Genomic DNA, 23,229 nt, shown 5'->3' on the forward strand with positions numbered 1-23,229 from the left:
GCCCGAACTTCTCAGCCCATTCGCGGAAAGTCTTATATGTGACGATGATCCCGCGATATGCCAGCATGTATTCAACCATGCTAAAGCACAAAGGAAAGCGGAAATACAACCATACAGCTTCGGCAATTATTTCAACGTGATAACGGTGGCGGTGATAAAGCGAAGAACGAGGTTCGGTCATGCCCTATTATCGTCACATAATATTACACCGGAGTTAAGGTTAACAGTGCCCAACGGGTATCTGCGGCCTACCTCAAACAACTTGGCAATACCTATGATAAGGATCTGTTCTCGCGGAAAGCATCAGGGCCAGCGATCATATCGTGCTGCATAACCAGGCCGAAGACATGACTGCACCCGACCCGCAAAGCTAAATCATCACCAAAATCATACTGCCAAACGGGCGCCATCCAGACATGACACCACCAATCGGGACGCTACCGCCCAGCTCAATATCGACGGTCTGTTTATCTAGTGAGGTTGAGCGCCAAACGAGAGCCGTGTTCGTATTTCCCAGATTGCTTGCCGGGTGAAGCGCATCTTCAAACACCGCGACCACGTTGCCACGGTTCACATAATTGCGCCACGCAGACCAAGGCTTGTCACTCGTGCCCGACTACGCCGTAGTGACAACCATGTTTTGCGAAATGATGTTTGTCATATTTACAATTCTCCAGCGCACTGCGTATTGTCTCCCCTCACGCAAACCGGCCATCTTATTTGCTTACTCGGTGGGGTATTTTTATTTGAACAAAGCGATATCGACGGTGACAGCACTGAGTTTGATTTCAGCATTATTGTTCTTGGGGTGGTGGCTAGAAATCAGCTTCACGAACGACATGGGCAAATGGATGATGTCGTGGGTGCAGTAGCCTGAGCAGGCAGGGATAACGCCATCACCCCTTCGTTACATAATGCTGATGTAATCTAAAGTTCACATTTCTATTGACAAACGCTTCTTTGTAAACTAAAGATTACGCGTGATCGAAGTTCGCAAAACCACAACATTTGCTAAATGGCTCGCCGAGCTTCGGGACAACAATGCTCGTCTAAGGATTGTTACACACGCATCCGTAGAATGGAGCTTGGCAATCCCGGTGACGTGAAAGCCGTTGGAGAAGGTGTCAGCGAAATGCGGATTACCTGCGGCCCCGGTTATCGGATTTATTTTGTAACAACGGGGTCAACCATTGTTGTGCTGTTGTGCGGCGGCGATAAGTCATCACAAAGCCGAGACATTTCACTGGCGAAGCAGATGGCAAAGGAGATTTAATATGCCCCTCGAAACCTCCCGTTTTGACATTCTCGATTACCTGAAAACACCAGAGGATCGAGTTGCTTATCTCGAAGCCGCCTTTGAAGATGGCGATAGCAAGGATATTGCTATGGCTCTCGGAGACATTGCTCGTTCTCTTGGTATGACCAATGTTGCGAAAGAAGCAGGCGTAACCCGCGAAGCCCTTTACAAAGCCCTGAGCGAAAAAGGCGACCCTAAGCTTTCAACACTCCTTGGTGTGATGAAAGCCCTTGGTATCCACCTGACCGTAAGCGCCAACCAACAGGCGGCGTAATAGTGGGCAGGGCACTGTTACGTTAAGCAGAGTACAGACGTAAGTCATTCTTTGGCTCCCCTGTTATGCAGATTTCAAGCATGCAGTTTCGCACCACATGCTTGTTGCGGCTTGTCGTAATTCACGGTGATCAGTCGGGACTGAAAGTATTTCTTATCAAGCAATGCAGGTTGTAAATAGGATCGTGAATGGAAGCGAACTTTTATAAATGTCGTGCTGATTTAAAGCGCTTCATAACACGCTCTCGTCGTCGGAACGGCTGATGCGAGTTCTCTGCCCGATTGTTCAAACCTTTATGCTGGCGATGATTGCAAACACCAAGGCCTATTGCTCGTCTGGTAGCGCCATATGATCTTAGTTTATCGGTGACCATAATTCGTGGTGCGCAGCCCTGAGCACAGAGTAGTTTGCGCGTGAAACGCTTGGCTGCCTTAGTGTTGCGGTGTTTTTGAACAAGGACATGCAGTACAAGGCCATCCTGATCAACCGCTACCCAAAGAATGTGATGCTCACCTTTGATGGATATCACACATTCGTCACCTCGCCGGGGCGTACGACGACGGATGGTATTGGCATAGGCTTGCCCGAACTTCTCAGCCCATTCGCGGAAAGTCTTATATGTGACGATGATCCCGCGATATGCCAGCATATCTTCAACCATGCTAAAGCTCAATGGAAAGCGGAAATACAACCATACAGCTTCGGCAATTATCTCAACGGGATAACGGTGGCGACGATAAAGCGAAGAAAAAGTGGTTCGGTAATCACCCGTTATCGCCACTGATGCTTACGCTTAGGTTAAGGTAACAGGGCCCTTGAGACGCTTAACTTGCACAATAGGTCAATGGCTCGATCCCTAAGAAAGAATTTAAATTTGATGCATTCATTTATGCAAGACGATATGACCGACTCGTCGCAGCTATTTCAATACAGTGATTAATGATGGAACGTTATTCAAAAATAATCGTTAAGCACGCGAAATAGTCGCGTGTGGGAAAATGATGGATCAGTTTCAATCGGCACTTCATGAAGTCTTGAATGCGGATAATTTTAATGTCTGGCCGCATGTTATAACCTTGGCTGCTGCGTACATATTAGCTTTGCCAATTGGTTGGCATCGCGAGCGAGAGGAACGCAGCGCAGGTCTCAGAACATTTCCGCTTGTGGCAGTCGCGAGTTGTGGCTTTGTGCAAGCCACTGAAGGCTTAACTGCGGATAATCCAGAAGCGATGGCTCGCATCATAGAAGGGGTTATTACAGGCATGGGTTTCATAGGTGGCGGAGCGATTTTGCGCCTGAGTACCTCAGTTAAGGGAACTGCTACTGCAGCAAGCCTCTGGTCTACCGGTGCCATTGGCATCGCTTGCGCTGTTAATGCCTTCGATGTGGCAATTATTATAATGGTCTTTGCTCTTGTCACACTTGCATTATTCTCTAACGGTAAGGATCATATCGCTAAGGAGATTGAGAAAAATTCAACGGTATCTTCGGAGTAAGAAAATAATATTTTGTCCTCATGCTTCCAAGTCTATATACCATATTTTTATTTGCTCCATAGTACAGATAAAAAACCGGGAAATACTATTTAATTAATAGCCGAATTTTGTGAGACCCAAATTATTTTTGAAGGATTAATTCTCATATTTTTTGCAACAGATAATGCCTTGCTTTTAAGAGAACTATTCAGCTTGGGTTTCCGCGAGAGAATCCAAAAATATTTATCAGGGTTCGGACCAACTATGATTGCCCACTGATAATTCTTATCGAGTGCGACCACATTATAACCACCGTAAAACGGTCCGAAAAACGAGACCTTGAGTGCGCCTACATTTGGTGTAGTGGCGAACTTTGCTTTACCGATAGCGCTGCGATATGCCCCCTTTGCAGGATCAAAACCCGCATTGATGACTTTGATTGTTCCGTCTTTATTCAACGAGTAATGGGCAGTTGTTTTTGTCATGCCACGCTCGAAGCTATTCTCTATGCGACCAAGCTCATACCATTTTCCGAGATAGCGATTTGCTTCAAAGTTTTCTACCGGAACAATGCGTGTTTGATTATTGAGGGCATCATTGCCGACACACCCTGTAAGAGCAGAAAGCAATAGAATTGCGAATGCTTTGCTTTTCATTTTTGCCATCCAATGATATTACTGATGACTTAGTGCCAACCGCGCTTGATTCAATATCGTGTGAAGAACAATTTACATAGGGAGCAACGAGCTGGATCGGGAAATATTAACAAGTCTTGAGTAAGCGAAGCGGCATTCAGAATATAACACGAAGAGCATTTATCGAATTGATTTTTACTTTAAAAATCCATCCAGATTAAACTCATCCCAGCCTTGCAGTTTCGGTTCTGCAATGTTTGCTTCCGAATTAAGTGCACTAGCCTTTTTAATTTTAGTAGCCCGGAGAAGTTTCGCTTTCATTGCCGCGCGTCGCCTGTTTTCAGACGCAGTCACCAAATCTTCTTCACGCCAAATCATTACCATATCGCGATCCAGAATATCTTCGATTAACTCGATATCAAAAACATGGAAGGTTATCTTTTTTGCCCGACCTCTTAATCGGACTGTGCGGGTCCCTGCGCTCGACAGGCGCCCATCATTTAACCATCTGCGCCTTTCCGTACTCGTGATTACTAGAATATCTTCAATTTCACGCGGAATAATGGGTAAAACAGCGATGTTTTTGAGCGCTTCATCCACAATCGTTATTGCAGCACGGAAAGTCGTTCGCAAATTGTAGGATGCAGTCAAGATAAGTGTTTTTGAGTCCAGAGTAAGGGCTTTGCGGACCGTTATGGGAAGTCTGGCCCTAATGTCCTGTAAAATACCCTTAGCGCGTACAGAAGAACCGAGTGTCGCCGATAACGGCAACTCCCATGTTTTGATCAACTCAGTGGCGACACTTGCGCCTTCTTTTTCTTTTGGCATCGCTTACCAAATGGTGGGCTTAAGGAGGAAATTCAATGCCGGTATTTCATTCTGAAGCGGCATGTGAAACGTCACGCCGTCGATCTCTCATCTGTAACCTAAATTCCATAAGACTATTATTCCTAATTTTTCTACTTGTCTGCTAATCTCTTTTCATGCGCGGCGCGCTGTCTATCAACTGACGTGTATAGGCATGTTGTGGCTTCGCAAAAAGGTCCCCGGCGGTCGCTTCCTCGACGATTTCTCCATAATACATGACAGCAACGCGATCGCTGATGGCTTCCACCACCGCAAGATCATGGCTGATGAAGAGATAGGACAGTCCGAACTGCTGTTTGAGCTCATCGAGCAGCAGCAGCACTTGCGCCTGAACGGAGACATCAAGCGCACTTACCGGCTCATCCAGCACGATGATTTCGGCATCTGCTGCAAGTGTGCGGGCAATGGCGATACGCTGTGCCTGCCCGCCGGAAAATTCATGCGGATAGCGCAGAAGAGTATCATTTGGCATCTTAACGGCATCGAGCAGTTCTTCCATCCGCTTTTGGCGCATTTGACTATCAAGTTCACCCAGCAGTTTCAGGGGTGTTTCCAGTATCTGCCGGATGGTCTTGCGCGGATTAAGCGACGCCGCCGGGTCCTGAAACACATATTGGATCACCTTGCCAAAAGCCCGCGGACCAGAGCGGCGAAGCGCGCTGGCATCCTGCCCGGCGATTTTCATCGTGCCCTCGCTCGGCTCTGTAAGCCCCACCAGCATTCGCGCCAACGTGCTTTTTCCTGATCCGCTTTCGCCTACAATTGCCAGTGTTTCGCCGCGCGCGAGATTGAGCGACACAGACTTGACCGCTTCAACTGCATGGCGCTGTCTGCCGAAAAATGTGCGTCCGCCACCAAAGGTTTTGCTCAGATTGTGGACGCTGATTGCAGCCTGACTCATGTGGCGGCCTCCGTCTGTTTGCGACTGAACAGCTTTGCTACGCGCTCATAGAAGTCCTTGCCGTTGCCAAGTTCCGGCACGCAGGCAATCAGCCCCTTGGTATAGCTATGTTGCGGATTGGCGAGCACCTCTCTGGCGGTCCCTGTCTCGACAATCACCCCGTCTTTCATGACGGCAACGCGATCGCAGATTTCGGAGACGACGCCGAAGTCATGAGTGATGAACAAAAGCGCCATTCCGCGTTCGCGCTGGAGATCGCGTAAAAGCTCAAGAATGCGCGCCTGTACGGTCACATCAAGTGCGGTGGTCGGTTCATCAGCGATGATGATGTCGGGATCATTTGCAAGTGCCATGGCTATGCCGACACGCTGACGCTGACCACCGGAAAGCTGGTGCGGGTAATGATCTGCACGCTCCTTTGCATCCGGAATACCCACTTTCTCCAGCAAGGCGATAGCTTCCGCCCGGCGTTCGGATGCGCTGATCGATTTATGCGCAGCGATTGCCTCTTCAACTTGCTTGCCGATTGAATACATCGGGTGCAACGTGGTCAACGGATCTTGAAAGACATAGGCGACCTTGCTGCCGCGCATGGCGGTCAGTTCGGTTTCGCTCATGTCGAGTACATCTTCGCCGTCAAGATAGATGGCGCCGTTGCGGATCAAACCGGGTGGTGAGGCCACCAGCCCCATGATGGAGAGTGCGGTGACACTTTTGCCTGAGCCGCTTTCGCCAATCAGGCCAAGACATTCACCGCGATTAAGATGCATGGAAACACTGTTGACCGCAGGCGTGTAGATGCCATTGTTGACGAAGCCTGTTTCGAGCTTTTCGACCGCGAGGGCTGCATCCAGCGTCCTTGGCTTGGGCACGGTTCTGTTCCTGGCGATTGCCGTTACCGAGCCTGGGCGTGCGAGAGCACCGGAGCGCAAACGGGGATCAAGCACATCGCGGATGCCATCGCCCAGCACATTGAGGCTGATGACAATCAGAAAGATCATCAGGCCCGGCACGATGGAAACATGTGGTGCCGTGAACATCTGCGCGCGGCCTTCTCCGAGCATAGAGCCAAGATCAGCCTGTGGCGGCTGCGCTCCAAGACCCAGAAAGCTGAGGCCTGCCGTTTCAAGGATCATCCAGCCTGCCGTGGTCGACATGGTGATGACGATAACCGGCAAAACGTTGGGCAACACTTCGGTAAGCAGGATTGAAATGTGCCCTTTGCCAGAAAGCCGGGCAGCATCCACAAATTCGCGATTGGCAAGGCCGAGTGTTGTGCCGCGCACATTACGTGCAAAGAACGGGATATTGACGACAGCAATTGCATAAAGCGCATTCATCAATCCCGGTCCGAGCGCTGCAACGATTGCAAGAGCCAGCAGGATATAGGGGAAGGCCATCAGCATATCGATGCCGCGCATCATAAAGTTGTCGGTGCGCCCGCCTGCATAGCCTGCGACGATGCCGACAGCCGATCCGATCACGGCGGCAATCAGCGTGGCTGCAAAGCCAACCGCGACCGAGACCCGTGCGCCCCAGAGAAGGCGACTCAGAATATCGCGTCCAAGCTGGTCTGTGCCCAGCAGATGACCTGCAGAGAAGACGGGTTGCAGCCGGTTTGCAGGTGCTGTCGCATTCGGGTTGGGTAATGGAAGGATTGGCACGAGTATTATCAGCACGCAGATGAGCGCGAGCAGAAAAAAGCCAAAAGCTGCCAGACGATTGCTCATCAGCAGACGCCATGACGACAGGCGTGCAGAAGTGGCTGGCGCGTAGGTTTCCGAAACGGCACTCATGTGCGTATCCTCGGATCTAGGATGGTCTGAAGGACATCGGCGAGCAGATTGAACAGCACATAGCTGGCCGCCACGATCAGCACGCCGCCCTGCACAAGCAGGATGTCGCGGGTCGAAATTGCCTTCACAAGCATGGCGCCGATACCGGGCCATTGAAACACGGTCTCGATATAGACCGCACCGCCCAGCACGAAGCCTGCCTGAATGCCGATAACGGGAATGACACTGACAAGGGCTGAACGAAAGGCGTGGCCGTAAATTACGCGACGCTCATTGAGCCCTTTGGCGCGTGCGGTGCGAATATAATCCTGACGCAGCACTTCAAGCATTGCGCCGCGCGTCAACCGGGCAATCACACCGGCAGCAACGACGGCAAGCGTCGATGCTGGCAGGATCAGATGCCAGATAAGGTCCTTGAGGTCACCGCCGCCATAGACGGCATACATGCCTGATGCCGGGAGGATGCGCCAATGCACTGCAAAGAGATAAATCAGTAGAAGGCCAAGCCAGAATGACGGGATCGAAATGCCTGCCAGAACGATGAAAGTGATAGTGCGATCTGCCCAGCCAAACTGACGAACGGCTGAGACAATGCCTGCGAAAAGTCCGAAGATCGAACAGAGCACGAGAGCAACTCCTGCCAGAATGAGCGTTGCCTGAAAGCGTTCCAGCACCTCATCAAGAACAGGACGATTGAGCACGAAGGAGCGACCGAAATCGCCGTGCAACAGATTGCCGATCCAGATGAAATATTGCTGGACAAGTGGTTTGTCGAGGCCGAGATCACGATTGATACGCTCGACATTTTCCGGCGTTGCATAAGAGCCGAGCAGCGCTGTGGCAGTATCGCCGGGAATTGATGCCATCACCAAAAACACGATGATGGACAGCCCGAAAAGTACGGGAACGACTGCGATGAGCCGCTTGAAGATATAGGCTGGCATTGGCCCTCCTCCGCTTCATCTGGGGCGCATTTTGTGCAAAACCGGGTTTCGCTTCTGATTAAAATGCGCAGGCAAGATTGTGCCAGCGGCCTTTGACCTCTGGCACAAAGCTTTATTGTTTGGTTACATCTTTGAGATGCAGCAGGAATGACGGCTGGAGCTTGAAGCCCTGAACTGCAGCTGTGGTGACAGCGTTTTGTTTCCAATTGGCAACAAAGAGCCATGGCGCATCGTCGTGCACGATAGACTGGATCTCGCCGTAAAGCTTGCCGCGCTCTGCCTGATCGGTCGATGTGCGGGCCTTGGTCAGCAGTTCATCGACTTTCGGATTGGAATAATAGCCCGAGTTAAAGCCGCCTTTGTCCGGCAGGGCTTCTGTGCGAAGCGTGAGAAATGGAACCGTGTCTGGATCATTGGTCATCCATGCCATTTCAGCCATGTCTGCCTTGCCATCGAGGCCGGAATTCACACGACCAAGAAAGGTGTTCCACTCGTAGGTTTCAATCTTCACCTTGAAACCGACGGCTTGAAGATCAGCCTGAATAGCTGCGCCCATATTGATCGGGTCAAGCATCCCCGAGCCACCTTCTGTCACATAGAATGTAAGTTCAGGATTGGTCGCGCCTGCTTCCTGCAACAAGGCCGTGGCTTTTTCCGGATCGTAAGGATAGGGCTCGGTCTTATCATCAACCCAGTTGAATGCAGGCGGCACGGGACCAGCCGCGACTGTTGCAGAACCTTGCAGGACATTATCGACAAGGCCCTGTTTGTTGACTGCATAATTTGCAGCCTGACGAACTTTCTTGTCGGCGAACGGTCCGCTTTTCGTGTTGAGAATGCTGAACCAGACATGCGGCCCCGCCTGTTCTGCGACGGCGAAATTTGCATCCTGCTTGAAGGTTACGAGATTATCCGGCGGCACCTCGACCATGATGTCGATGCCACCTGCCATCATTTCAGCAACGCGCGTATTGGCGTCGGTGATGGGACGGAAAACAATTGCATTCAAGGTCGAAGCCTTATCCCAGTAGTCGGGATTACGCTCGACGACCACGCGCTGGCCAGACTGCCATTCGGCAAATTTGAATGGGCCGGTGCCCGACGGATGGCGACCAAATTCAGCGCCATATTGTTCGACGACGGCTGGCGAAACGATGAGGCCGGTTGGATAGGCGAGGTTAGACAGGAAGGGCGCGAACGGCTCTTTCAGCTTGAACTCGACTGTGTTTGCATCCACGGCATTGACGCTTTCAATGGATTCAAAGTTAAAGGAGAGGGGGAACGGGCCGGTATTGTAGAACGGATGATCCTTGTTCAGCATCCGCTGGAAGTTGAATTTGACCGCTTCCGCGTTGAAATCCGAACCGTCGTGGAATTTCACGCCCTGTCGCAGCTTGAATGTATAGGTTTTGCCATCGTCCGAAATGGTCCAGCTTTCAGCAAGCGCCGGCTCGATTTCCAGAGTGCCATCCTTATAGCGCACCAGACCGTCATAGATGTTCACAAGGATGCGGAAATCATTGGTCGCCGTGACCGTGTGTGGGTCAAGCGATTGCGGTTCAGCAATCTGCCCGACGATCAAAACATCGGGCGGTGTCTGCGCGCCAGCGTGAAATGTCGCTGAAGCCAGAACCAGAATGGCCGCTGTCAAAACGGCGCGCAATAACCTCTTCATCAGCGGTTCCTTTCGTATGGACATACCTGCCTGCAAATCTGTCAGTATATAATTGTAGGGCTGAAAAAATGGATATCAACAAATTGTAGAAATTAATTTCTTAAGTCTATAAGTTCAAATTTATAAAATTTATCTCACCTAATATCTAACAATTTTATATCAGGAAAAATACAAATAATTAGTTATTATTTGTTTTGAAATAAAATTTATTATTATTATTACGTAATAATGAGAACTATATTTTGTATTTGGATGGGATGAATTTCTTGATTATTCAAATAATCGCAATAAATTCAATTACACTATGTAGCCGCGTGCCAAGAGACCTTTTAAATGAAAAACCCAGCAATAGGCCGGGTTTTTAATTGTAGCGATTAATCGCGATGCTCTGGCATTTCTTTTAGCTGGTCTTTGGTCCAGCTCGTCACAGCGTGAACATTTCCGCTTTCATCGCGCATGAAATCAAGATCGGTTAAAGCTACCGCCACGGGCTTAGCTCCAATACCAAGAAAACCTCCCACATCAACAATCACTTGACTTGCAGAACCCATACCATGGACGTGATCTACTTTACCGATTTTGTGATCATCGGCTCCATAAACAACTGCCCCCTCCAGAATGGAAGGTGTCAGCTCTGTTGATAAAAGGCGCGTATGTTTACTGTGATCCATAATAGGTTCTCCTGATAACTTTTCACCGCTCTTAGTCATAAGAAGCATCAATTGATGGTTTCGGTATAAGAGCGACTGAAGATTGGTATGAGAATTGACCAAGAAGCCTTCAACTCTCTATTTCATATCGATGGTCAGAAGTTTTTGACCATCGATATGGTCTATGATCGCGTGCTTTATAGATAACGACTGCGCTCACGTTGTACTTCATCAGCCGTGTATGGTGCTGCGGCCGTATCAAATCGCTGCCACCCATCTTCGGTATAAACGCGGCGGCGCTCTACAAGGTCGACGCGATTTGCACGGGAGAGAATAGCCTCTGCTTCTGCGTAGCGATCTTCAGGCACTTTTGCAGTGACCACAGTGCCGCCACGTCTTACACCTTCTGCATAGAGATGTGCGTCTTCTTCAGGCACTCCCGCTTCAGTGAATGCACCGATTAATCCGCCTGCTGCACCACCAACAACGGCACCTCCAACTGCGCCAGTAAGTGTTGCCGCTAACCAACCTGCCGCAACGACAGGTCCGACACCTGGAATGGCCATAATGCCAAGACCAGTCAGCAATCCACCCGCACCACCGACTGCAGCACCGATACCTGCACCAACGCCAGCACCTTCAGCAGCATTGCTTTCTTTCTCATGGTCGCGTGAAACAATGCTGATGTCGGACGATGGAATACCAGCAGACTCGAGTTCTGAAACAGCTACCTTAGCTGATGAATAAACATCAAACAGACCTGTAACGGTTCGCATTTTAATCTCCCTTAATTAAATGATTTTTCAAGTTAAATTACATAGCCTTTTTTGTAACATTTCCCTGATAGTCGAGCTGAACGGACACCTTGTCCGCTCCCTTCATCGCGGAAGCTTCCCAGATTCCTGCTTCTGTCAGTTTAAGATCGTTTACTTGAGAATAGCCTGCTTCTTCGAAACGTTCTTTTGCTTGCTCTTCTGTGAAGCTATTTTTACCTGCTACCGGAGCTGTTGGGTTATTCGTTTCTGGTGTTGCAACAGCTGGCGTTTCCGAACTTTTTGTGTCCTGTGAAAAGGCAAAAGTTGGTGCGAATGCTATTGCGCTAGCAATGGCTAACGTTATAATTTTCATAATATTTCTCCCTTATTGGACTGAATGTATCAGTATTAGGAAAACGTCTTAAACACGATTGAGTTCCACGTCGTTTTCATAGATGGCAGAAACTTTGGCTTTCTAATGCCAACTAGTTTTTAAGTTCTTTTCCAACAAATCCGCGTTGAAGCTCGTCGGATACCAATTTAATTGCCGTCGCAGCCTCCGCGGGCGCCCAGCCAGCGTTGACCGCTTCGTTTATCAGGTCGCGAACACCAGGTACACTTGTTCCCAAAACAACTGCATCAGCTTCCTCTTCAGAATGTCCTGTCAGAGTGGTACGTTTAATAAGATCTACAATACCTGGCGATACAGCGTCTTTGCAATCGCGCTGTCTGCCTGGATAATCACCCGCTGATTTGGGACTTCTCATTGACGTCCTTCCTTCATAGTTGATAGGATAGTTTAGTCTTCAGATCGATCTTTATATGGCTCGTTTGGAAGCTGCTTTCTTGAGCTGCCAGGAGCGTTTCCCTGCTCATGAGTAGGTCGCATTTGTTGCTCTCTGGGTTCAACAGATGATGGATCTGCTGACGTATCCGGGCGATGTAGATCCGGATCAGACCAAGGGGACTTTTTCTTATTCATTTTCTCTCCTATGAATAAAACCCCGCCGAAGCGGGGTTATTCGATTTAAGCAGCTTTTAAATTTATTTTCGTTTCTGCAAGCTTGGTGAGATCCTTATCGGTCTGACCTTCTTCCTGGAGTGTGGCATCTAACAGCTTGGCAATGTCTTTATGTCCAAGCTCTGTAGCCCACCGCTTTAGGGTGCCATATCGGGTAATCTCGTAGTGTTCGACCGCCTGCGCTGATGAAATAAGACCAGCATCAAGCGCCTTGGTTCCCTTAAACTCGTCAATAATTTCTTCGCCCTCAGCAATAATGCCCTCAATAGCATCACAAGTTTTGCCTTGAGCTCGCTTGCCCAGGATTTCAAACACCTGCTGAAGGCGTTCAATGTGTTCCTGGGTTTGGTCTTTATGCTTTTCAAAGGCCGTTTTAAGCTCAGGGGACGATGCTGCGCGTGCCATCTTCGGTAGCGCTTTCACAATTTTTCGCTCAGCGTAATAGATGTCCTTGAGCGTATCGTAAAAAAGATCGTCGAGCGTTTTTTCTTTTGACGTTGGCATGGTTCTCTCCCTCAAATTTGGTAGAAAGCCCCCGCCTGTAGGTAATGCAATTGCAACTCATAAGTTCCGCAATTTTCGTGATACTGCTCGTTAACCCGTTTACGAAAAAATATTTTGTCGACGCGTAATATATAAAAAACCTGAGTACCCGCTATTCAACAATGCGATGCTTTGGTAAAGAATTCTCTATGGCTGTTTGCATACTGTTCAATGGTGCATAATCAGAGCTGCGAATTGTTTGAACATCAATTCGATGAACGGTCTCTGAAATAAGATTGTCAGTGCCTTTGATTTCGAACTGATCGACCTGATCTATTAAAAGCGAAATTGTCGTCTCAACGATTTGCATTCTCAAACGCTCGTTCGGAGTGTAGAAGCTCGCTTTTTTATACAGCAACCGCCTCAAATTGAACGGGTCGGTGTCGCATGCAGTGTTGGGGAGAACCATGGTGCTCCTCCTTCCTGGCAGGCAAGAGCAAATATAAACCCTCAGCCGTCACCGCCTACTTATTCAGATTGGTGACGATGGAACGAGCATACGCCGACATAATCCAGAGTCAACCTCTTGCACATTATGCGAGTCAGAGAGCGTTTCTGCCAGAATTTGCAGTCACCACCCCGAACTCCATTTCTTGACGGTTCGCAATACGGTTTCATTCTTTCGCCATGCTGTTTGAACGATCAAATATTGGAAATCCAGCATCAAAACGCGGCAGCGAAACAGACCCAATTGCTCTCAAAGTAAATTTACGTCTAGCTTTAATCTGCCCGGCAGACCGCATCCCTTTCAATTTCCAATGGAACCTTAACCTTGAAAGAGGGTTGATATTTGTAGGAAACACAATTGGAGGAATTGTTATGAAAATCTCTGCCCTTCTACTTGCCAGTGCAATGGTGCTCGTACCAGCAATTGCTGGCGCACAGGCAACTCAAACACCCAACACTGATGCGCCGGGCGCAACGAACACCCCGACACACGATGACAAAACACCTGATGCCGGCCAGAACAGCATAACCGAGGCGCAGGCAACTGAGTTGTTTGGGAAAGCAGGATACACTGACCTCACAGGATTAAAGCTCAACGATCAGGGGGTATGGGAGGCTTCCGCTATGAAGGACGGTAAAAACGTAATGCTGTCGCTTGATGCAGAGGGCAAGGTTTCAGAACATATGATGTAGGCTTGTAAGCGAATTTTTTGAAAGCCGCTTTGGCGGCTTTCAAAATTAATACCCCTAATAATCCAACAAGAAGGATTTAAGAAATGAAACCTGAATCTACTGATCCACTGACGCATGACAAGGACGTTAAATTTCTAACTGAGAATTCTGATCTTTCCCCTCTTCAGGCAAAAGAATTGATCCAATCACTTGGACGTGATCACCCTGAATTGCTCAAAGAAGCGAAGAAATTCAAAGCGGAAAGCTGACGAGTGTAGCAAATAAATACTTTCATTTTTAGCCATCTTTCAAGAAAACAAGAATTAAACGGAATCTGAACGCACTGCGTCTGGGAAATTCATTTTTGTTTAGTCGATGCTGGCGTCCAGAAATCTTGGTTACATGTGCGGTATGCGGCTATGGCAACAGATAAGCTTTCTTTGTACAGAAGTAAGCGCGACTTCAGCTTAACGACTGAACCGAAGAATTCAACGTTAAAAAACCGTTCGAAACAAAGACGTTTCGTCATTCAGAAGCACGACGCGACCCGGCTTCACTATGATCTTCGACTTGAACTGGATGGAGTTTTCAAATCCTGGGCAGTCACAAAAGGGCCGTCACTTGATCCTCATGACAAGCGCCTAGCAGTCGAAGTTGAGGATCACCCGCTCGATTATGGCGACTTCGAAGGGATAATCCCAAAGAAGCAATATGGCGGTGGTACCGTTATGCTATGGGACCGGGGTTACTGGGAACCTGAAGGCAATAGAACACCGCAAGAAGCCCTTGAGAAGGGCGATCTTAAGTTCACCCTTGAGGGCGACCGCTTACGTGGCAGTTTCGTGCTGGTGCGCATGCGCCATGATCGCAATGGTGGTAACCGCATTAACTGGCTGCTGATCAAACACGAAGATGAGTTCTCCGTGGCAGAAAATGGCGAAGGGGTCCTCAAGAAGTACTTTAAGTCGGTGGCATCCGGACGAACGATGGAGGTTATCGCGTCTGGTACAGGCAGAAAACCAAAGCCATTTATGACGACAAGCGCCGGCGTCGAGGCAGATGCTGTGTGGGATAGTAGTCGTGGTCTGGCCGCTGAGGAGCGCAAGACCGGTGGAAGAGTTAAGCGCCCCTCTGAAAAGCGGAACGAAAAATTGGCTCCTGTTCGTCGCGAGATTGCCGGTAAAGCATCAGTTATGCCTGCATTTATACCACCGCAATTGTGCAAGACCTTGGCGCGGCCGCCATCTGCCCCTGGCTGGATCCATGAAATCAAGTTTGATGGCTATCGGCTGCAGATGCGCATCGAACGCGGCACGGTTACCCTGAAGACGAGAAAAGGCGTCGATTGGACGATAAAGTTCCGTGCCATCGAAAAAGCAGCATGCATGCTTCCCGATGCAATTATCGATGGAGAAATTTGCGCGCTCGATGACCACGGAGCACCGGACTTCGCAATCCTGCAGGCAGCTCTTTCAAAAGAGCAAACAGATGCCCTGGTATTCTTTGCCTTTGATATGCTGTTTGAAGGGCATGAGGACACACGCGAACTGCCGCTTTTTGAGCGCAAGCATAGGCTTGAGGCGCTTTTATCAGACACAGGTGAGAATACGCGTATTCGATTTGTTGAGCATTTTGATACCGGCGGAGATGCCGTTCTCAACTCTGCCTGTCGCCTGTCACTGGAGGGGATCATTTCCAAAAAAGCCGATGCGCCCTATCGCTCGGGCAGGAGCCAGTCCTGGACGAAATCTAAATGCCGTGCCGGTCATGAGGTGGTAATCGGTGCCTACGCTAAAACCAATGGCAAGTTTCGGTCTTTATTGGTAGGCGTCAATCGCGACGGCCAATTCGTCTATGTTGGTCGTGTCGGAACGGGGTATAGTGCCAAAGTGGTGGAGGCCATTTTGCCCAAGTTGCAAGCGCTGGAAACATCTACGTCGCCGTTTACAGGCTTGGATGCTCCAAAAAGCCATGATGACATCGTCTGGCTTAAGCCCGAATTGGTGGCCGAGATCGAATTCGCCGGATGGACAGGTGACGGTCAGATACGTCAGGCCTCATTCAAGGGCTTGCGCGAAGACAAACCTGCGGAGGAGGTTGAGACAGAGACACCGACAAATCCCGAAGAGACTGATTTACCTGAACCGGAGAAGGCCAGACCCCATCCCAAACGTTCTGCCAGAGGCGGCAAGGCGCAGGTGATGGGGGTGATGATTTCCCATCCCGACAAGCCGTTGTGGCCCGATACCGAGGATTGCGCGGCGGTTAGCAAGGTTGAGCTTGCTTTGTATTACGAGGCCATAGGCCCCTGGATGATAGAACATTTAAAGGGTAGGCCATGTTCGATCCTGCGGACACCCGATGGCATTGAGGGTGAACAATTTTTTCAGCGTCATGCCATGAAAGGCATGTCAAATCTCCTGGAACTTGTCTCCATAAGCGGTGACCGCAAGCCCTATCTGCAGATCGACCGGATTGAGGGGCTCGCTGCCATCGCTCAGATCGGTGGTACAGAGCTTCATCCGTGGAATTGCCACCCGGGCAAACCCGATAATCCAGGTCGTCTGGTCTTCGATCTGGACCCCGGTCCTGGTGTCGCGTTTGCAAATATCGTTGCCGCGGCGCGAGAGATACGTGACCGGCTGGAGGAACTTGGTCTTTTGAGCTTTTGTAAGACCACTGGCGGTAAAGGCTTGCATGTTGTCACGCCGCTTGCCTCGTACAAAGGGAAGGGCGAAGGCTGGGATGCGGCAAAGATGTTTGCTCACGATATTTGTAAGCAAATGGCACGAGACAATCCAGACCTTTACCTGATCAAGATGGCGAAAAACCAACGCGAGGGCCGTATTTTTCTCGATTATCTGCGAAATGACCGCATGGCGACAGCTGTTGCGCCGCTTTCACCACGCGCCCGCCCGGGCGCTCCCGTCTCCATGCCACTTAATTGGTCGCAGGTCACACCCGACCTCGATCCGAAACGTTTCAATATTAGCACTGTGCCAAGGCTCTTATCAAACATAACTGCCTGGCAGGATTATAATCAGAGCCAACGACCGCTTGCAGAGGCTATAAAGCGGCTGGCCAATATCAACGGGGCCTGAAGTATCAACGGCAAGATTTACTTCCGCGGCTGCTTTTGTTCAGCGAGGGATTTGCGCAACGCATCCATAATATTGATCACATTGTCAGTTGGTTCGTGGGACTGTTTTTTTGCTCTGCTTTTCGCCGGCTTTTTAAGCATCTTTTTCCGAGTTTCAATAATATCGAGCAGCCGATCCTGTACAGGATCAATTACCATACTGGCATCCCAATCCCTTGTCTGGCTTTTAATTATTTTCTGTACCAACTGCATCATATCGGCATCTGGCTTTTCTTTACTGACGCCTTTGAAATAACTTTCCTCATCACGAACCTCGTCACCGTAGCGCAAGGTCCAGAGCACTATGCCTTTGCCCCGGGGCTCCAGCATCACAGCGCGTTCGCGGCGGGCGATGACCAGCCGGGATATGCCTACCATTTTCTGCGCTTCCATCGCATCACGAATGACGGAGAATGCCTCTTGGCCGACCGGTTCATTTGGAGACAAATAATAGGGCGTATCGAGCCAGATCCATTCGATGCTGTCGCGGGGTATGAAGGTTGAAATATCAATGGTTTTGGTACTGTCGAGGGACACATTCTCTAACTCGTCATCTTCCAGTATCACGTAGTCAACTTCACCGCGCTTATACCCTTTGACCTCGTCATCTTCCCTGACGGTTTTACCTGTCACTGAATCCACATACTGACTAATGACACGGTTACCGGTTGGCCGATTTAGCGTGTGGAAACGAACCCGCTCACTTTCGGATGTTGCGGGTACCATTTGAACTCCGCAGGTCACGAGTGACAGCTTCAGATACCCCTTCCAGTAAGAACGAATGGCCATGGTGAGTTCCTATCAGCTTGCCTTACGGCCCTTCGGAGCGTTATGCTTCGGTTTTGCGGCAGTCTTTTGCCCTTGTTCGCCCAAGTTGACATTGGCCGCTGGACGCTTGGACTCTCTCTTGTTCGTATCCATAGCAGCACTTTCACGCAACGCCTTGAGAAGATCGGCTGGCTTTGAGGCAGCGGGAGTTTTTCTTCTTGGAATCGACCGGCCTTCCATCTTGGCTTTTACAAGTTCATTCAACGCCTCGTCGTAGCGGTCTTCAAACTTGGTGATATCAAATGAGCTGGTCTTCGTTCCAATGATATGCTTTGCCAGCTCGAGCATCTCGCCTTTGATCTTGAGATCGGGAAGTTCCTCGAAAGCTTCTTCGGATGCGCGTACTTCATAATCGAAATTCAGCGTTGTGGCGATCAACCCTTCACTGTGCGGACGGATTAAGACCGTTCGCAGCCGACGAAACAGCACGGTTCTCGCAACCGCTGCAACCTTTTGCTTTTTCATGCCGTCGCGTAAAAGTACAAAGGCTTCTATGCCTCTTTTATCGGGTGCGAGGTAATAGGGTTTGTCAAAGTAAACATTGTCGACCTGCGAGCAGGGGATGAATGTATCAATCATCAGGGTCTTGTCGCTGTCTGGGACTGCTGCTGATATTTCATCCGGCTCCAACACGACATAGCGACCATCGTCGATCTCATAACCCTTGACCTGTTCGTCGCGATCTACAACATCACCGGTTTCGCTATCGACGAACTCCCGTCTTACACGGTTTCCGGTTTTGCGATTTAGAATGTTAAAACTTATCCTGTCTGAAGTAGATGCAGCAGTGTAAAGCGCCACGGGGCAGGACACTTCACCGAATTTGATGAAACCTTTCCAGTTCGCTCGCGGAGCCACCATGGTGGTATTCCTTCTGTTCATCCCAGCAATAAAAGCGAGAGATTGACTGCCACTAATTCTCAGAGATCATGGGTGAGGGCTCAACTTTTTCCGACGCTGAACGCAATTTGCTCACTGATTGATCAATCATCTGGATATCTTCCACCGTGACGACCGGTATAGGATCGGACGCCATAGCCTCCAGAACATCTGTCGAAAGACAGTTGTTTCGCAAGACCCACTCCATCGCCTCGCGCGTTTCCCGCTCAGCGCGCAGCTGGGCATAAAGGGCAAGGATGAGCCGATCGCGGGCATCGAATGAATTTCCTTGCGATTTTATCGGATTTTTTGACATGGCCATTGTCCCACAATTACCCTATTCCACGGCCGCCTGTTGCACCATAAACCTCACCATTGATGAAGCTTGCCTCTTGCGAAGCGAGCAAGACATAAATGGGGGCTATCTCAACAGGTTGACCGGGGCGTCCAAAGTCACTGCTTTCTCCAAAATGACGCACCTTTTCATCGGGTTGCCCACCACTTGGTTGAAGCACTGTCCAGAAGGGGCCGGGTGCCACAGCATTGACACGCACACCTTTCTCAATGAGTTGTTTAGAAAGGCCTTTGGTGTAAGCAACAATGCCTGCTTTGGTCGTAGCGTAATCCAATAGGATAGGTGAAGGGTCATATGCCTGGATTGATGCGGTAGTAATAACCGAAGCCCCTGCATAAAGGTGCGGGGTGGCCGCCTGGGTAATCCAATGAAGCGCATAGAGATTTGTTTTCATCGTTTTGTCGAAGTCAGCGCTCGACAATTCGCTGATATCCTCGCGGTATTGTTGTCTGGCGGCATTGATGACGAGGATGTCCACGCCACCAAGATCACGAACGGCCATTTCCACCATATTTCGGCACCATGCCTCGTCTGATACGTCCCCTGGAAGCGATATGCCAATCCGACCTTCTGCTTTTATAAGATCGATTACGGTTTCCGCATCGGATTGCTCTTCCTCAAGGTAAGAAATCGCTACATCAGCACCTTCGCGAGCAAACGCAATTGCCACTGCGCGACCGATCCCTGAATCACCGCCGGTGATCAGAGCCTTTCGTCCTGCCAGCTTTCCCGAGCCTTTATAGCTTTTCTCCCCGTGATCTGGGGCTGGAAGCATGTTTTCAACCAGTCCCGGCATCGGTTGTGGTTGCGCATCAAAGGGTGGAGCCGGATATTGAATGCGTGGATCCTGCTTTGTAAGGCGGTCCCTCATCATAATTGTCCTCCATATTGCGAATTAAAGGCTCGCTCGAATTGCACGTCCGATGCGAGTAATTAAATGCTTATAAAGGTAACGTTCGCCTTCTCACGTCGTTCCACAATGCGAGAGGATTTTAGGCATAAGCTGTCATTTTAGCGCGAACAACTCCGCGTCGGGGTCTCGAGCTCCATTAATTGCGGTAGAGATTATCTCCGCAGCAATCTGGCTGAAAGTAATACCATTGCCACCAAATCCCATCACACAGTAGACATTTTGCAAATCAGGTACTGGGCCAATCAACGGCAGTCCTGTGGTTGTTGAGCCGAAAGCGGCAGCCCATCGGTATTCCACTGGTCCAATATCAACACCAAGCAGTTTACTCACTTTTCGCTGGATGGTCTTCTCTTTTTTATGCAGTTTTGCTTCAGAGTGATAAGCGCTGGCGTTGTTCTCATCTTCACCGCCCGCGATCAAACGTCCCTGATTATCTGTTCTCAGATAAAGATAGGGGTCGGATGCTTCCCAAAGTATATGGTTTTTCAGCCAGTGGGGAAGGGCGACGCCTGCTTTACTCGCTATCGCCCATGTTGAAATGATCTCGTGTTTTTTGTTGGAAAGGCTCTGAAGAAACTCATAACCAGTACAGAATACGACATGTCCAGCGGATATTAGTTTGCCTGCTGCAGTTCCCAGAACAACCCTCTCTTTGAAGGCCTTTATGTCAGTGATTTCTACTCCGCTCACGATTTCAGCCCCAAGCCTGGCCGCGTGACGTAGCAATCCAGCGGTCAACTGACCGGGGTTGGCGGATGCTGATATGTCACTCAAAATGGCGCCACTACGCTCAATAGCGTAGAGCTTTTTCATGCCAGCCTTATCAATGAACTGCGCGCCTATTCCAGCTTTTACACGTGCTTCCATTTCAATTTTAAGACCGCGAGCGCCCATTTCATCACCTGCAACGTAGAGTGCCTGTCTGCGTAGCATTGAGCAGGAAATTTCAAGTGAGCGAACAATATCTTCGAGTTTCAGCACAGCTTTTGCGGAACGCAACCAGGCCCTGTTTGCCTGTTCTTCTCCGATCATCGTTTGAAGCTTATGTAAGGGCACATCAATTTCGTGCTGGATCATTGCTGTGCTGGCAATACTACTGCCATGGACAGGAGTACGTTTATCAATGATGAGTATGGACTTCCCGGGTTTGACGAGAGCTTGCGCAACGAGCGCTCCGCTAATGCCGGCACCGACAATTACAATATCATAGTGATCGATGGAAACATGGCTTGTGCTCCGTACAGTGATACGAGGACTATCGAGCCATAGGGGGCGAGAATCTCGCAGATCACGGGCCTTCGTAAGTTTTTGTTCTGTCATGACGTTCTTTCATATGCAGCTATTATGGCTCTGTGTAGCCGACCACATGAATAGTGAGTGTGCCGGACGATGGGTTGGTTTTAAAAAACAAGATCCCCGTTTCATGGGATTCAGATGCGACGTAATCGAACGTTATGTCAGAGCTTTCAGTGCTGCTGGATGAGGAAATGTCTCCGCGAACATGCACTTGGGCGGCTGTTGAAAGAGAAGTGTTACGGAGATCAAACGTTACGCGGTAAACTTTGTTCATAGAGTTTATCGACATGATCGATATGTCGAACTGAGGCTCTTGAACTTCATATCGATAAATGTCCCGGCCAATCCATACGAAAAGGGCAGTGACCAACAAAGTGCAAATTCCGCCTGCCACCCATTCTAACCAATGAGGTCGAGCGGTTTCGGTATGTTTATTGCCTATGGATTTTGTCATCGGTCAATCACAATATGAGACGTGCGGCGGCAGCGCCAATGGAGGCGGGGAATCCGAGGATGACGGCGGCAGTAAGTATTTGGGAGAGGGATGTGTGATCGAGACGTTCAAAAGTCCACAAGGCATAAATGCTGACCACAATGGCGATGACATATCCTGGCATTGTGAAGCGGATGAAGGGTTCCCACCATGGCATTCCCTCTGAGATGCTATGTGAGCCCTTAAAATGAAGCGCGTAAACAAAACCGTGCATCAGGGTAACGGAGATAAGGGCGATACAGGCAGTATGAAGCGGGCTGATCTTATACGCAATTAGGATCATCTCATCAGTTGGGGCGACATTGAGACTGAGAAACAGCGACCCAACCAACATCATGAAAAGCTCATGCAAATATCCGGTTTCGCCTTCATATTCACCGTCTTGCTTGTCCCGTTTTTCCGAGCGCAATCCAAGCTGACTTCGTCCCAGCAGTGCGCCGATACTGGCTGGCACAGACTGCAAAGCAATTTTGGCCACCATTATGCTGATGGTCCACTGGTCATCAATAACGCCCAGAAGAAGCAAAATGGCGGCACTTACGGCGATACCCAGCCCATAAGCTATTACGGCATCACGCAATGCTTCATGCCAAGTGGTGGTCTTTTCAAAACCTATCCGCCTGGCGAGCACCCAAAGCAACGGCAAATTGAGAATGCAAAGTAGCAGCAGACGCGAGCGAGTTACGTATAGGCCAAGGAACCACATTTCCATAGTCATCAACATCGGCAGAGCGAAAAGAAGTGCCCCTGCAACTCCTCGCGCGATACCGATAATAAAGTGACTGGCTTTATGGTCCCCAGGTCTGCCTGCTGCAATTGCCACCATGAAAAGCCTCCAGCTCCATGTCAGCATTAACGCTTGTCTCAGACACTGGTTCCCGGCTCAGCTCGACGTATCGATAAGTGCGATGCCAAACTCTGGACGATAGCGACGTCGCAACTCTTGAGGTGTCTCCCTGATGATCACTTCAAGCGTTGGCCTTACATACCCTTTGACAAAATGGCCGCCCCGCGTGTGCCCGTCTGCCAGACCGAGAACGGCATGCAAATGTGGATTTGGTTTTCCCATCTCATCTAGCGTGATATCGCCTATCAGGCTCAAAACCTCGCTTTGAGCGTCGACGGGAATATTTACATAAGATTTTGATGTCAGATCGAAAAAGGCTAGCATGGCAGTCTCGAACGCGCCGATGGCTGTAACTGAAGCGGCAGCAATATCTTGTTTGATTGAGAAGTCTCTTATGGTTTCGAAAGCTTCTTCACCGGGGTCAACGATAAGCATAAAAACACGTTCATCGTCATTTAATAACAGTTTGCTTTGCATAATCTTAATCCCGTTCTTTCCAGTAGAGGGCTACCAACCAAGTCACTTAC

26 protein-coding genes and 3 pseudogenes are annotated in these 23,229 nt (G+C 49.5%); 6 read left to right on the top strand and 23 right to left on the bottom strand.

Translation table 11 applies throughout. The features are described from left to right. Position 1: 1 nt before the first annotated feature. Positions 2-181: pseudogene (locus ACOZHT_RS18770) on the bottom strand (IS6 family transposase); the annotation flags it as partial. 189 nt (positions 182-370) lie between these two features. Continuing rightward, on the bottom strand, positions 371-574 hold the full coding sequence (locus ACOZHT_RS18775) for a hypothetical protein (protein ID WP_339514682.1): 204 nt from the start codon (positions 572-574) through the stop codon (positions 371-373). Positions 575-980: 406 nt separating this feature from the next. On the opposite strand from ACOZHT_RS18775, the pseudogene ACOZHT_RS18780 reads away from it, so the two are divergent. Then, positions 981-1,273 (top strand): annotated as a pseudogene (locus ACOZHT_RS18780) (type II toxin-antitoxin system RelE/ParE family toxin). Between the two features lies 1 nt (position 1,274). After that, complete coding sequence (locus ACOZHT_RS18785; protein ID WP_339514684.1) at positions 1,275-1,571, top strand: addiction module antidote protein; 297 nt, start codon at positions 1,275-1,277, stop codon at positions 1,569-1,571. A gap of 63 nt (positions 1,572-1,634) precedes the next feature. Here ACOZHT_RS18785 and ACOZHT_RS18790 read toward each other — a convergent pair. After that, positions 1,635-2,346 (bottom strand): annotated as a pseudogene (locus ACOZHT_RS18790) (IS6 family transposase). Positions 2,347-2,572: 226 nt separating this feature from the next. On the opposite strand from ACOZHT_RS18790, the gene ACOZHT_RS18795 reads away from it, so the two are divergent. Then, a complete protein-coding gene (locus tag ACOZHT_RS18795) occupies positions 2,573-3,067 on the top strand; it encodes an MgtC/SapB family protein (protein WP_339514743.1) in 495 nt (164 codons plus the stop codon). Positions 3,068-3,156: 89 nt separating this feature from the next. Here ACOZHT_RS18795 and ACOZHT_RS18800 read toward each other — a convergent pair whose 3' ends face one another. From ACOZHT_RS18800 to ACOZHT_RS18855, 12 genes are all read right to left on the bottom strand, one after another. Continuing rightward, a complete protein-coding gene (locus tag ACOZHT_RS18800; RefSeq protein WP_339514689.1) occupies positions 3,157-3,702 on the bottom strand; it encodes a lipocalin family protein in 546 nt (181 codons plus the stop codon). A 174-nt stretch (positions 3,703-3,876) separates the two neighbouring features. Beyond that, complete coding sequence (locus ACOZHT_RS18805; protein WP_339514691.1) at positions 3,877-4,509, bottom strand: hypothetical protein; 633 nt, start codon at positions 4,507-4,509, stop codon at positions 3,877-3,879. Between the two features lie 142 nt (positions 4,510-4,651). Further along, complete coding sequence (locus tag ACOZHT_RS18810; RefSeq protein WP_421566226.1) at positions 4,652-5,449, bottom strand: ATP-binding cassette domain-containing protein; 798 nt, start codon at positions 5,447-5,449, stop codon at positions 4,652-4,654. Continuing rightward, positions 5,446-7,245, bottom strand: coding sequence for a dipeptide/oligopeptide/nickel ABC transporter permease/ATP-binding protein (locus tag ACOZHT_RS18815; RefSeq protein ID WP_339514695.1), 1,800 nt, complete (start codon positions 7,243-7,245; stop codon positions 5,446-5,448). The genes ACOZHT_RS18810 and ACOZHT_RS18815 overlap by 4 nt, the downstream gene beginning before the upstream one ends. Next, complete coding sequence (locus ACOZHT_RS18820; RefSeq protein WP_339514697.1) at positions 7,242-8,189, bottom strand: ABC transporter permease; 948 nt, start codon at positions 8,187-8,189, stop codon at positions 7,242-7,244. Before ACOZHT_RS18820 ends, ACOZHT_RS18815 begins: the two co-directional genes overlap by 4 nt. A 112-nt stretch (positions 8,190-8,301) precedes the next feature. After that, positions 8,302-9,864 carry an ABC transporter substrate-binding protein gene (locus tag ACOZHT_RS18825; RefSeq protein ID WP_421566227.1) on the bottom strand — a complete coding sequence of 521 codons (1,563 nt, stop codon included), beginning with the start codon at positions 9,862-9,864 and terminating at the stop codon, positions 8,302-8,304. Positions 9,865-10,238: 374 nt separating this feature from the next. Beyond that, positions 10,239-10,535, bottom strand: a complete 297-nt coding sequence (locus tag ACOZHT_RS18830) for a PRC-barrel domain containing protein (protein WP_421566228.1) — start codon at positions 10,533-10,535, stop codon at positions 10,239-10,241. Between the two features lie 176 nt (positions 10,536-10,711). After that, positions 10,712-11,290: a hypothetical protein gene (locus tag ACOZHT_RS18835; RefSeq protein WP_421566229.1), complete on the bottom strand. Its 579-nt coding sequence runs from the start codon at positions 11,288-11,290 to the stop codon at positions 10,712-10,714. A 37-nt stretch (positions 11,291-11,327) separates the two neighbouring features. Further along, positions 11,328-11,642: a PepSY domain-containing protein gene (locus tag ACOZHT_RS18840; RefSeq protein ID WP_421566230.1), complete on the bottom strand. Its 315-nt coding sequence runs from the start codon at positions 11,640-11,642 to the stop codon at positions 11,328-11,330. 112 nt (positions 11,643-11,754) lie between these two features. Then, on the bottom strand, positions 11,755-12,036 hold the full coding sequence (locus ACOZHT_RS18845) for a hypothetical protein (protein WP_421566231.1): 282 nt from the start codon (positions 12,034-12,036) through the stop codon (positions 11,755-11,757). Positions 12,037-12,296: 260 nt separating this feature from the next. After that, the gene (locus tag ACOZHT_RS18850; RefSeq protein ID WP_421566232.1) at positions 12,297-12,794 is read right to left on the bottom strand and encodes a ferritin-like domain-containing protein; all 498 of its coding nucleotides are present in this window, start codon (positions 12,792-12,794) and stop codon (positions 12,297-12,299) included. Between the two features lie 151 nt (positions 12,795-12,945). Next, positions 12,946-13,242 carry a hypothetical protein gene (locus tag ACOZHT_RS18855; RefSeq protein WP_421566233.1) on the bottom strand — a complete coding sequence of 99 codons (297 nt, stop codon included), beginning with the start codon at positions 13,240-13,242 and terminating at the stop codon, positions 12,946-12,948. Between the two features lie 410 nt (positions 13,243-13,652). On the opposite strand from ACOZHT_RS18855, the gene ACOZHT_RS18860 reads away from it, so the two are divergent. The 3 genes from ACOZHT_RS18860 to ligD all read left to right on the top strand — a co-directional run bounded on the left by ACOZHT_RS18860 (position 13,653) and on the right by ligD (position 17,053). Continuing rightward, on the top strand, positions 13,653-13,973 hold the full coding sequence (locus tag ACOZHT_RS18860) for a hypothetical protein (protein WP_339514712.1): 321 nt from the start codon (positions 13,653-13,655) through the stop codon (positions 13,971-13,973). An 83-nt stretch (positions 13,974-14,056) separates the two neighbouring features. Beyond that, positions 14,057-14,221, top strand: a complete 165-nt coding sequence (locus ACOZHT_RS18865; RefSeq protein WP_421566234.1) for a hypothetical protein — start codon at positions 14,057-14,059, stop codon at positions 14,219-14,221. A 150-nt stretch (positions 14,222-14,371) separates the two neighbouring features. Next, entirely contained in the window at positions 14,372-17,053 is a 2,682-nt protein-coding gene (gene ligD / locus ACOZHT_RS18870; protein ID WP_421566235.1) for a DNA ligase D, read from the top strand. Positions 17,054-17,070: 17 nt separating this feature from the next. Here the strand turns inward: ligD and ACOZHT_RS18875 are convergent, their stop codons facing one another. From ACOZHT_RS18875 to ACOZHT_RS18910, 8 genes are all read right to left on the bottom strand, one after another. Beyond that, the gene (locus ACOZHT_RS18875) at positions 17,071-17,880 is read right to left on the bottom strand and encodes a Ku protein (protein WP_421566236.1); all 810 of its coding nucleotides are present in this window, start codon (positions 17,878-17,880) and stop codon (positions 17,071-17,073) included. Between the two features lie 12 nt (positions 17,881-17,892). Then, a complete protein-coding gene (locus ACOZHT_RS18880) occupies positions 17,893-18,780 on the bottom strand; it encodes a Ku protein (protein WP_421566237.1) in 888 nt (295 codons plus the stop codon). 52 nt (positions 18,781-18,832) lie between these two features. Further along, complete coding sequence (locus tag ACOZHT_RS18885; RefSeq protein ID WP_421566238.1) at positions 18,833-19,114, bottom strand: hypothetical protein; 282 nt, start codon at positions 19,112-19,114, stop codon at positions 18,833-18,835. 16 nt (positions 19,115-19,130) lie between these two features. Continuing rightward, positions 19,131-20,024: an SDR family oxidoreductase gene (locus tag ACOZHT_RS18890; RefSeq protein ID WP_421566293.1), complete on the bottom strand. Its 894-nt coding sequence runs from the start codon at positions 20,022-20,024 to the stop codon at positions 19,131-19,133. Between the two features lie 135 nt (positions 20,025-20,159). Next, a complete protein-coding gene (locus tag ACOZHT_RS18895; RefSeq protein ID WP_421566239.1) occupies positions 20,160-21,386 on the bottom strand; it encodes an NAD(P)/FAD-dependent oxidoreductase in 1,227 nt (408 codons plus the stop codon). A gap of 22 nt (positions 21,387-21,408) precedes the next feature. Then, positions 21,409-21,816 (bottom strand): TIGR02588 family protein, encoded by a 408-nt coding sequence (locus ACOZHT_RS18900; RefSeq protein ID WP_084486784.1) that lies wholly within the window; start codon positions 21,814-21,816, stop codon positions 21,409-21,411. Positions 21,817-21,823: 7 nt separating this feature from the next. Further along, positions 21,824-22,681: a TIGR02587 family membrane protein gene (locus ACOZHT_RS18905; protein WP_421566240.1), complete on the bottom strand. Its 858-nt coding sequence runs from the start codon at positions 22,679-22,681 to the stop codon at positions 21,824-21,826. Positions 22,682-22,738: 57 nt separating this feature from the next. Continuing rightward, positions 22,739-23,179 carry a PPC domain-containing DNA-binding protein gene (locus ACOZHT_RS18910; protein ID WP_421566241.1) on the bottom strand — a complete coding sequence of 147 codons (441 nt, stop codon included), beginning with the start codon at positions 23,177-23,179 and terminating at the stop codon, positions 22,739-22,741. Positions 23,180-23,229 lie beyond the last annotated feature (50 nt).

This window comes from Ochrobactrum sp. EDr1-4 (genome assembly GCF_049199085.1).
GTDB lineage: Bacteria > Pseudomonadota > Alphaproteobacteria > Rhizobiales > Rhizobiaceae > Brucella.

Coding starts and splice junctions, on each gene's coding strand:
- ACOZHT_RS18885 (WP_421566238.1), bottom strand. CDS start 19,114: ATGTCAAAAAATCCGATAAAATCGCAAGGAAATTCATTCGATGCCCGC.
- ACOZHT_RS18890 (WP_421566293.1), bottom strand. CDS start 20,024: ATGAGGGACCGCCTTACAAAGCAGGATCCACGCATTCAATATCCGGCT.
- ACOZHT_RS18875 (WP_421566236.1), bottom strand. CDS start 17,880: ATGGCCATTCGTTCTTACTGGAAGGGGTATCTGAAGCTGTCACTCGTG.
- ACOZHT_RS18840 (WP_421566230.1), bottom strand. CDS start 11,642: ATGAAAATTATAACGTTAGCCATTGCTAGCGCAATAGCATTCGCACCA.
- ACOZHT_RS18820 (WP_339514697.1), bottom strand. CDS start 8,189: ATGCCAGCCTATATCTTCAAGCGGCTCATCGCAGTCGTTCCCGTACTT.
- ACOZHT_RS18830 (WP_421566228.1), bottom strand. CDS start 10,535: ATGGATCACAGTAAACATACGCGCCTTTTATCAACAGAGCTGACACCT.
- ACOZHT_RS18860 (WP_339514712.1), top strand. CDS start 13,653: ATGAAAATCTCTGCCCTTCTACTTGCCAGTGCAATGGTGCTCGTACCA.
- ACOZHT_RS18800 (WP_339514689.1), bottom strand. CDS start 3,702: ATGAAAAGCAAAGCATTCGCAATTCTATTGCTTTCTGCTCTTACAGGG.
- ACOZHT_RS18815 (WP_339514695.1), bottom strand. CDS start 7,245: ATGAGTGCCGTTTCGGAAACCTACGCGCCAGCCACTTCTGCACGCCTG.
- ACOZHT_RS18825 (WP_421566227.1), bottom strand. CDS start 9,864: ATGAAGAGGTTATTGCGCGCCGTTTTGACAGCGGCCATTCTGGTTCTG.
- ACOZHT_RS18895 (WP_421566239.1), bottom strand. CDS start 21,386: ATGACAGAACAAAAACTTACGAAGGCCCGTGATCTGCGAGATTCTCGC.
- ACOZHT_RS18795 (WP_339514743.1), top strand. CDS start 2,573: ATGGATCAGTTTCAATCGGCACTTCATGAAGTCTTGAATGCGGATAAT.
- ACOZHT_RS18785 (WP_339514684.1), top strand. CDS start 1,275: ATGCCCCTCGAAACCTCCCGTTTTGACATTCTCGATTACCTGAAAACA.
- ACOZHT_RS18910 (WP_421566241.1), bottom strand. CDS start 23,179: ATGCAAAGCAAACTGTTATTAAATGACGATGAACGTGTTTTTATGCTT.
- ACOZHT_RS18835 (WP_421566229.1), bottom strand. CDS start 11,290: ATGCGAACCGTTACAGGTCTGTTTGATGTTTATTCATCAGCTAAGGTA.
- ACOZHT_RS18810 (WP_421566226.1), bottom strand. CDS start 5,449: ATGAGTCAGGCTGCAATCAGCGTCCACAATCTGAGCAAAACCTTTGGT.
- ACOZHT_RS18880 (WP_421566237.1), bottom strand. CDS start 18,780: ATGGTGGCTCCGCGAGCGAACTGGAAAGGTTTCATCAAATTCGGTGAA.
- ACOZHT_RS18855 (WP_421566233.1), bottom strand. CDS start 13,242: ATGGTTCTCCCCAACACTGCATGCGACACCGACCCGTTCAATTTGAGG.
- ACOZHT_RS18850 (WP_421566232.1), bottom strand. CDS start 12,794: ATGCCAACGTCAAAAGAAAAAACGCTCGACGATCTTTTTTACGATACG.
- ACOZHT_RS18865 (WP_421566234.1), top strand. CDS start 14,057: ATGAAACCTGAATCTACTGATCCACTGACGCATGACAAGGACGTTAAA.
- ligD (WP_421566235.1), top strand. CDS start 14,372: ATGGCAACAGATAAGCTTTCTTTGTACAGAAGTAAGCGCGACTTCAGC.
- ACOZHT_RS18845 (WP_421566231.1), bottom strand. CDS start 12,036: ATGAGAAGTCCCAAATCAGCGGGTGATTATCCAGGCAGACAGCGCGAT.
- ACOZHT_RS18900 (WP_084486784.1), bottom strand. CDS start 21,816: ATGACAAAATCCATAGGCAATAAACATACCGAAACCGCTCGACCTCAT.
- ACOZHT_RS18805 (WP_339514691.1), bottom strand. CDS start 4,509: ATGCCAAAAGAAAAAGAAGGCGCAAGTGTCGCCACTGAGTTGATCAAA.
- ACOZHT_RS18905 (WP_421566240.1), bottom strand. CDS start 22,681: ATGGTGGCAATTGCAGCAGGCAGACCTGGGGACCATAAAGCCAGTCAC.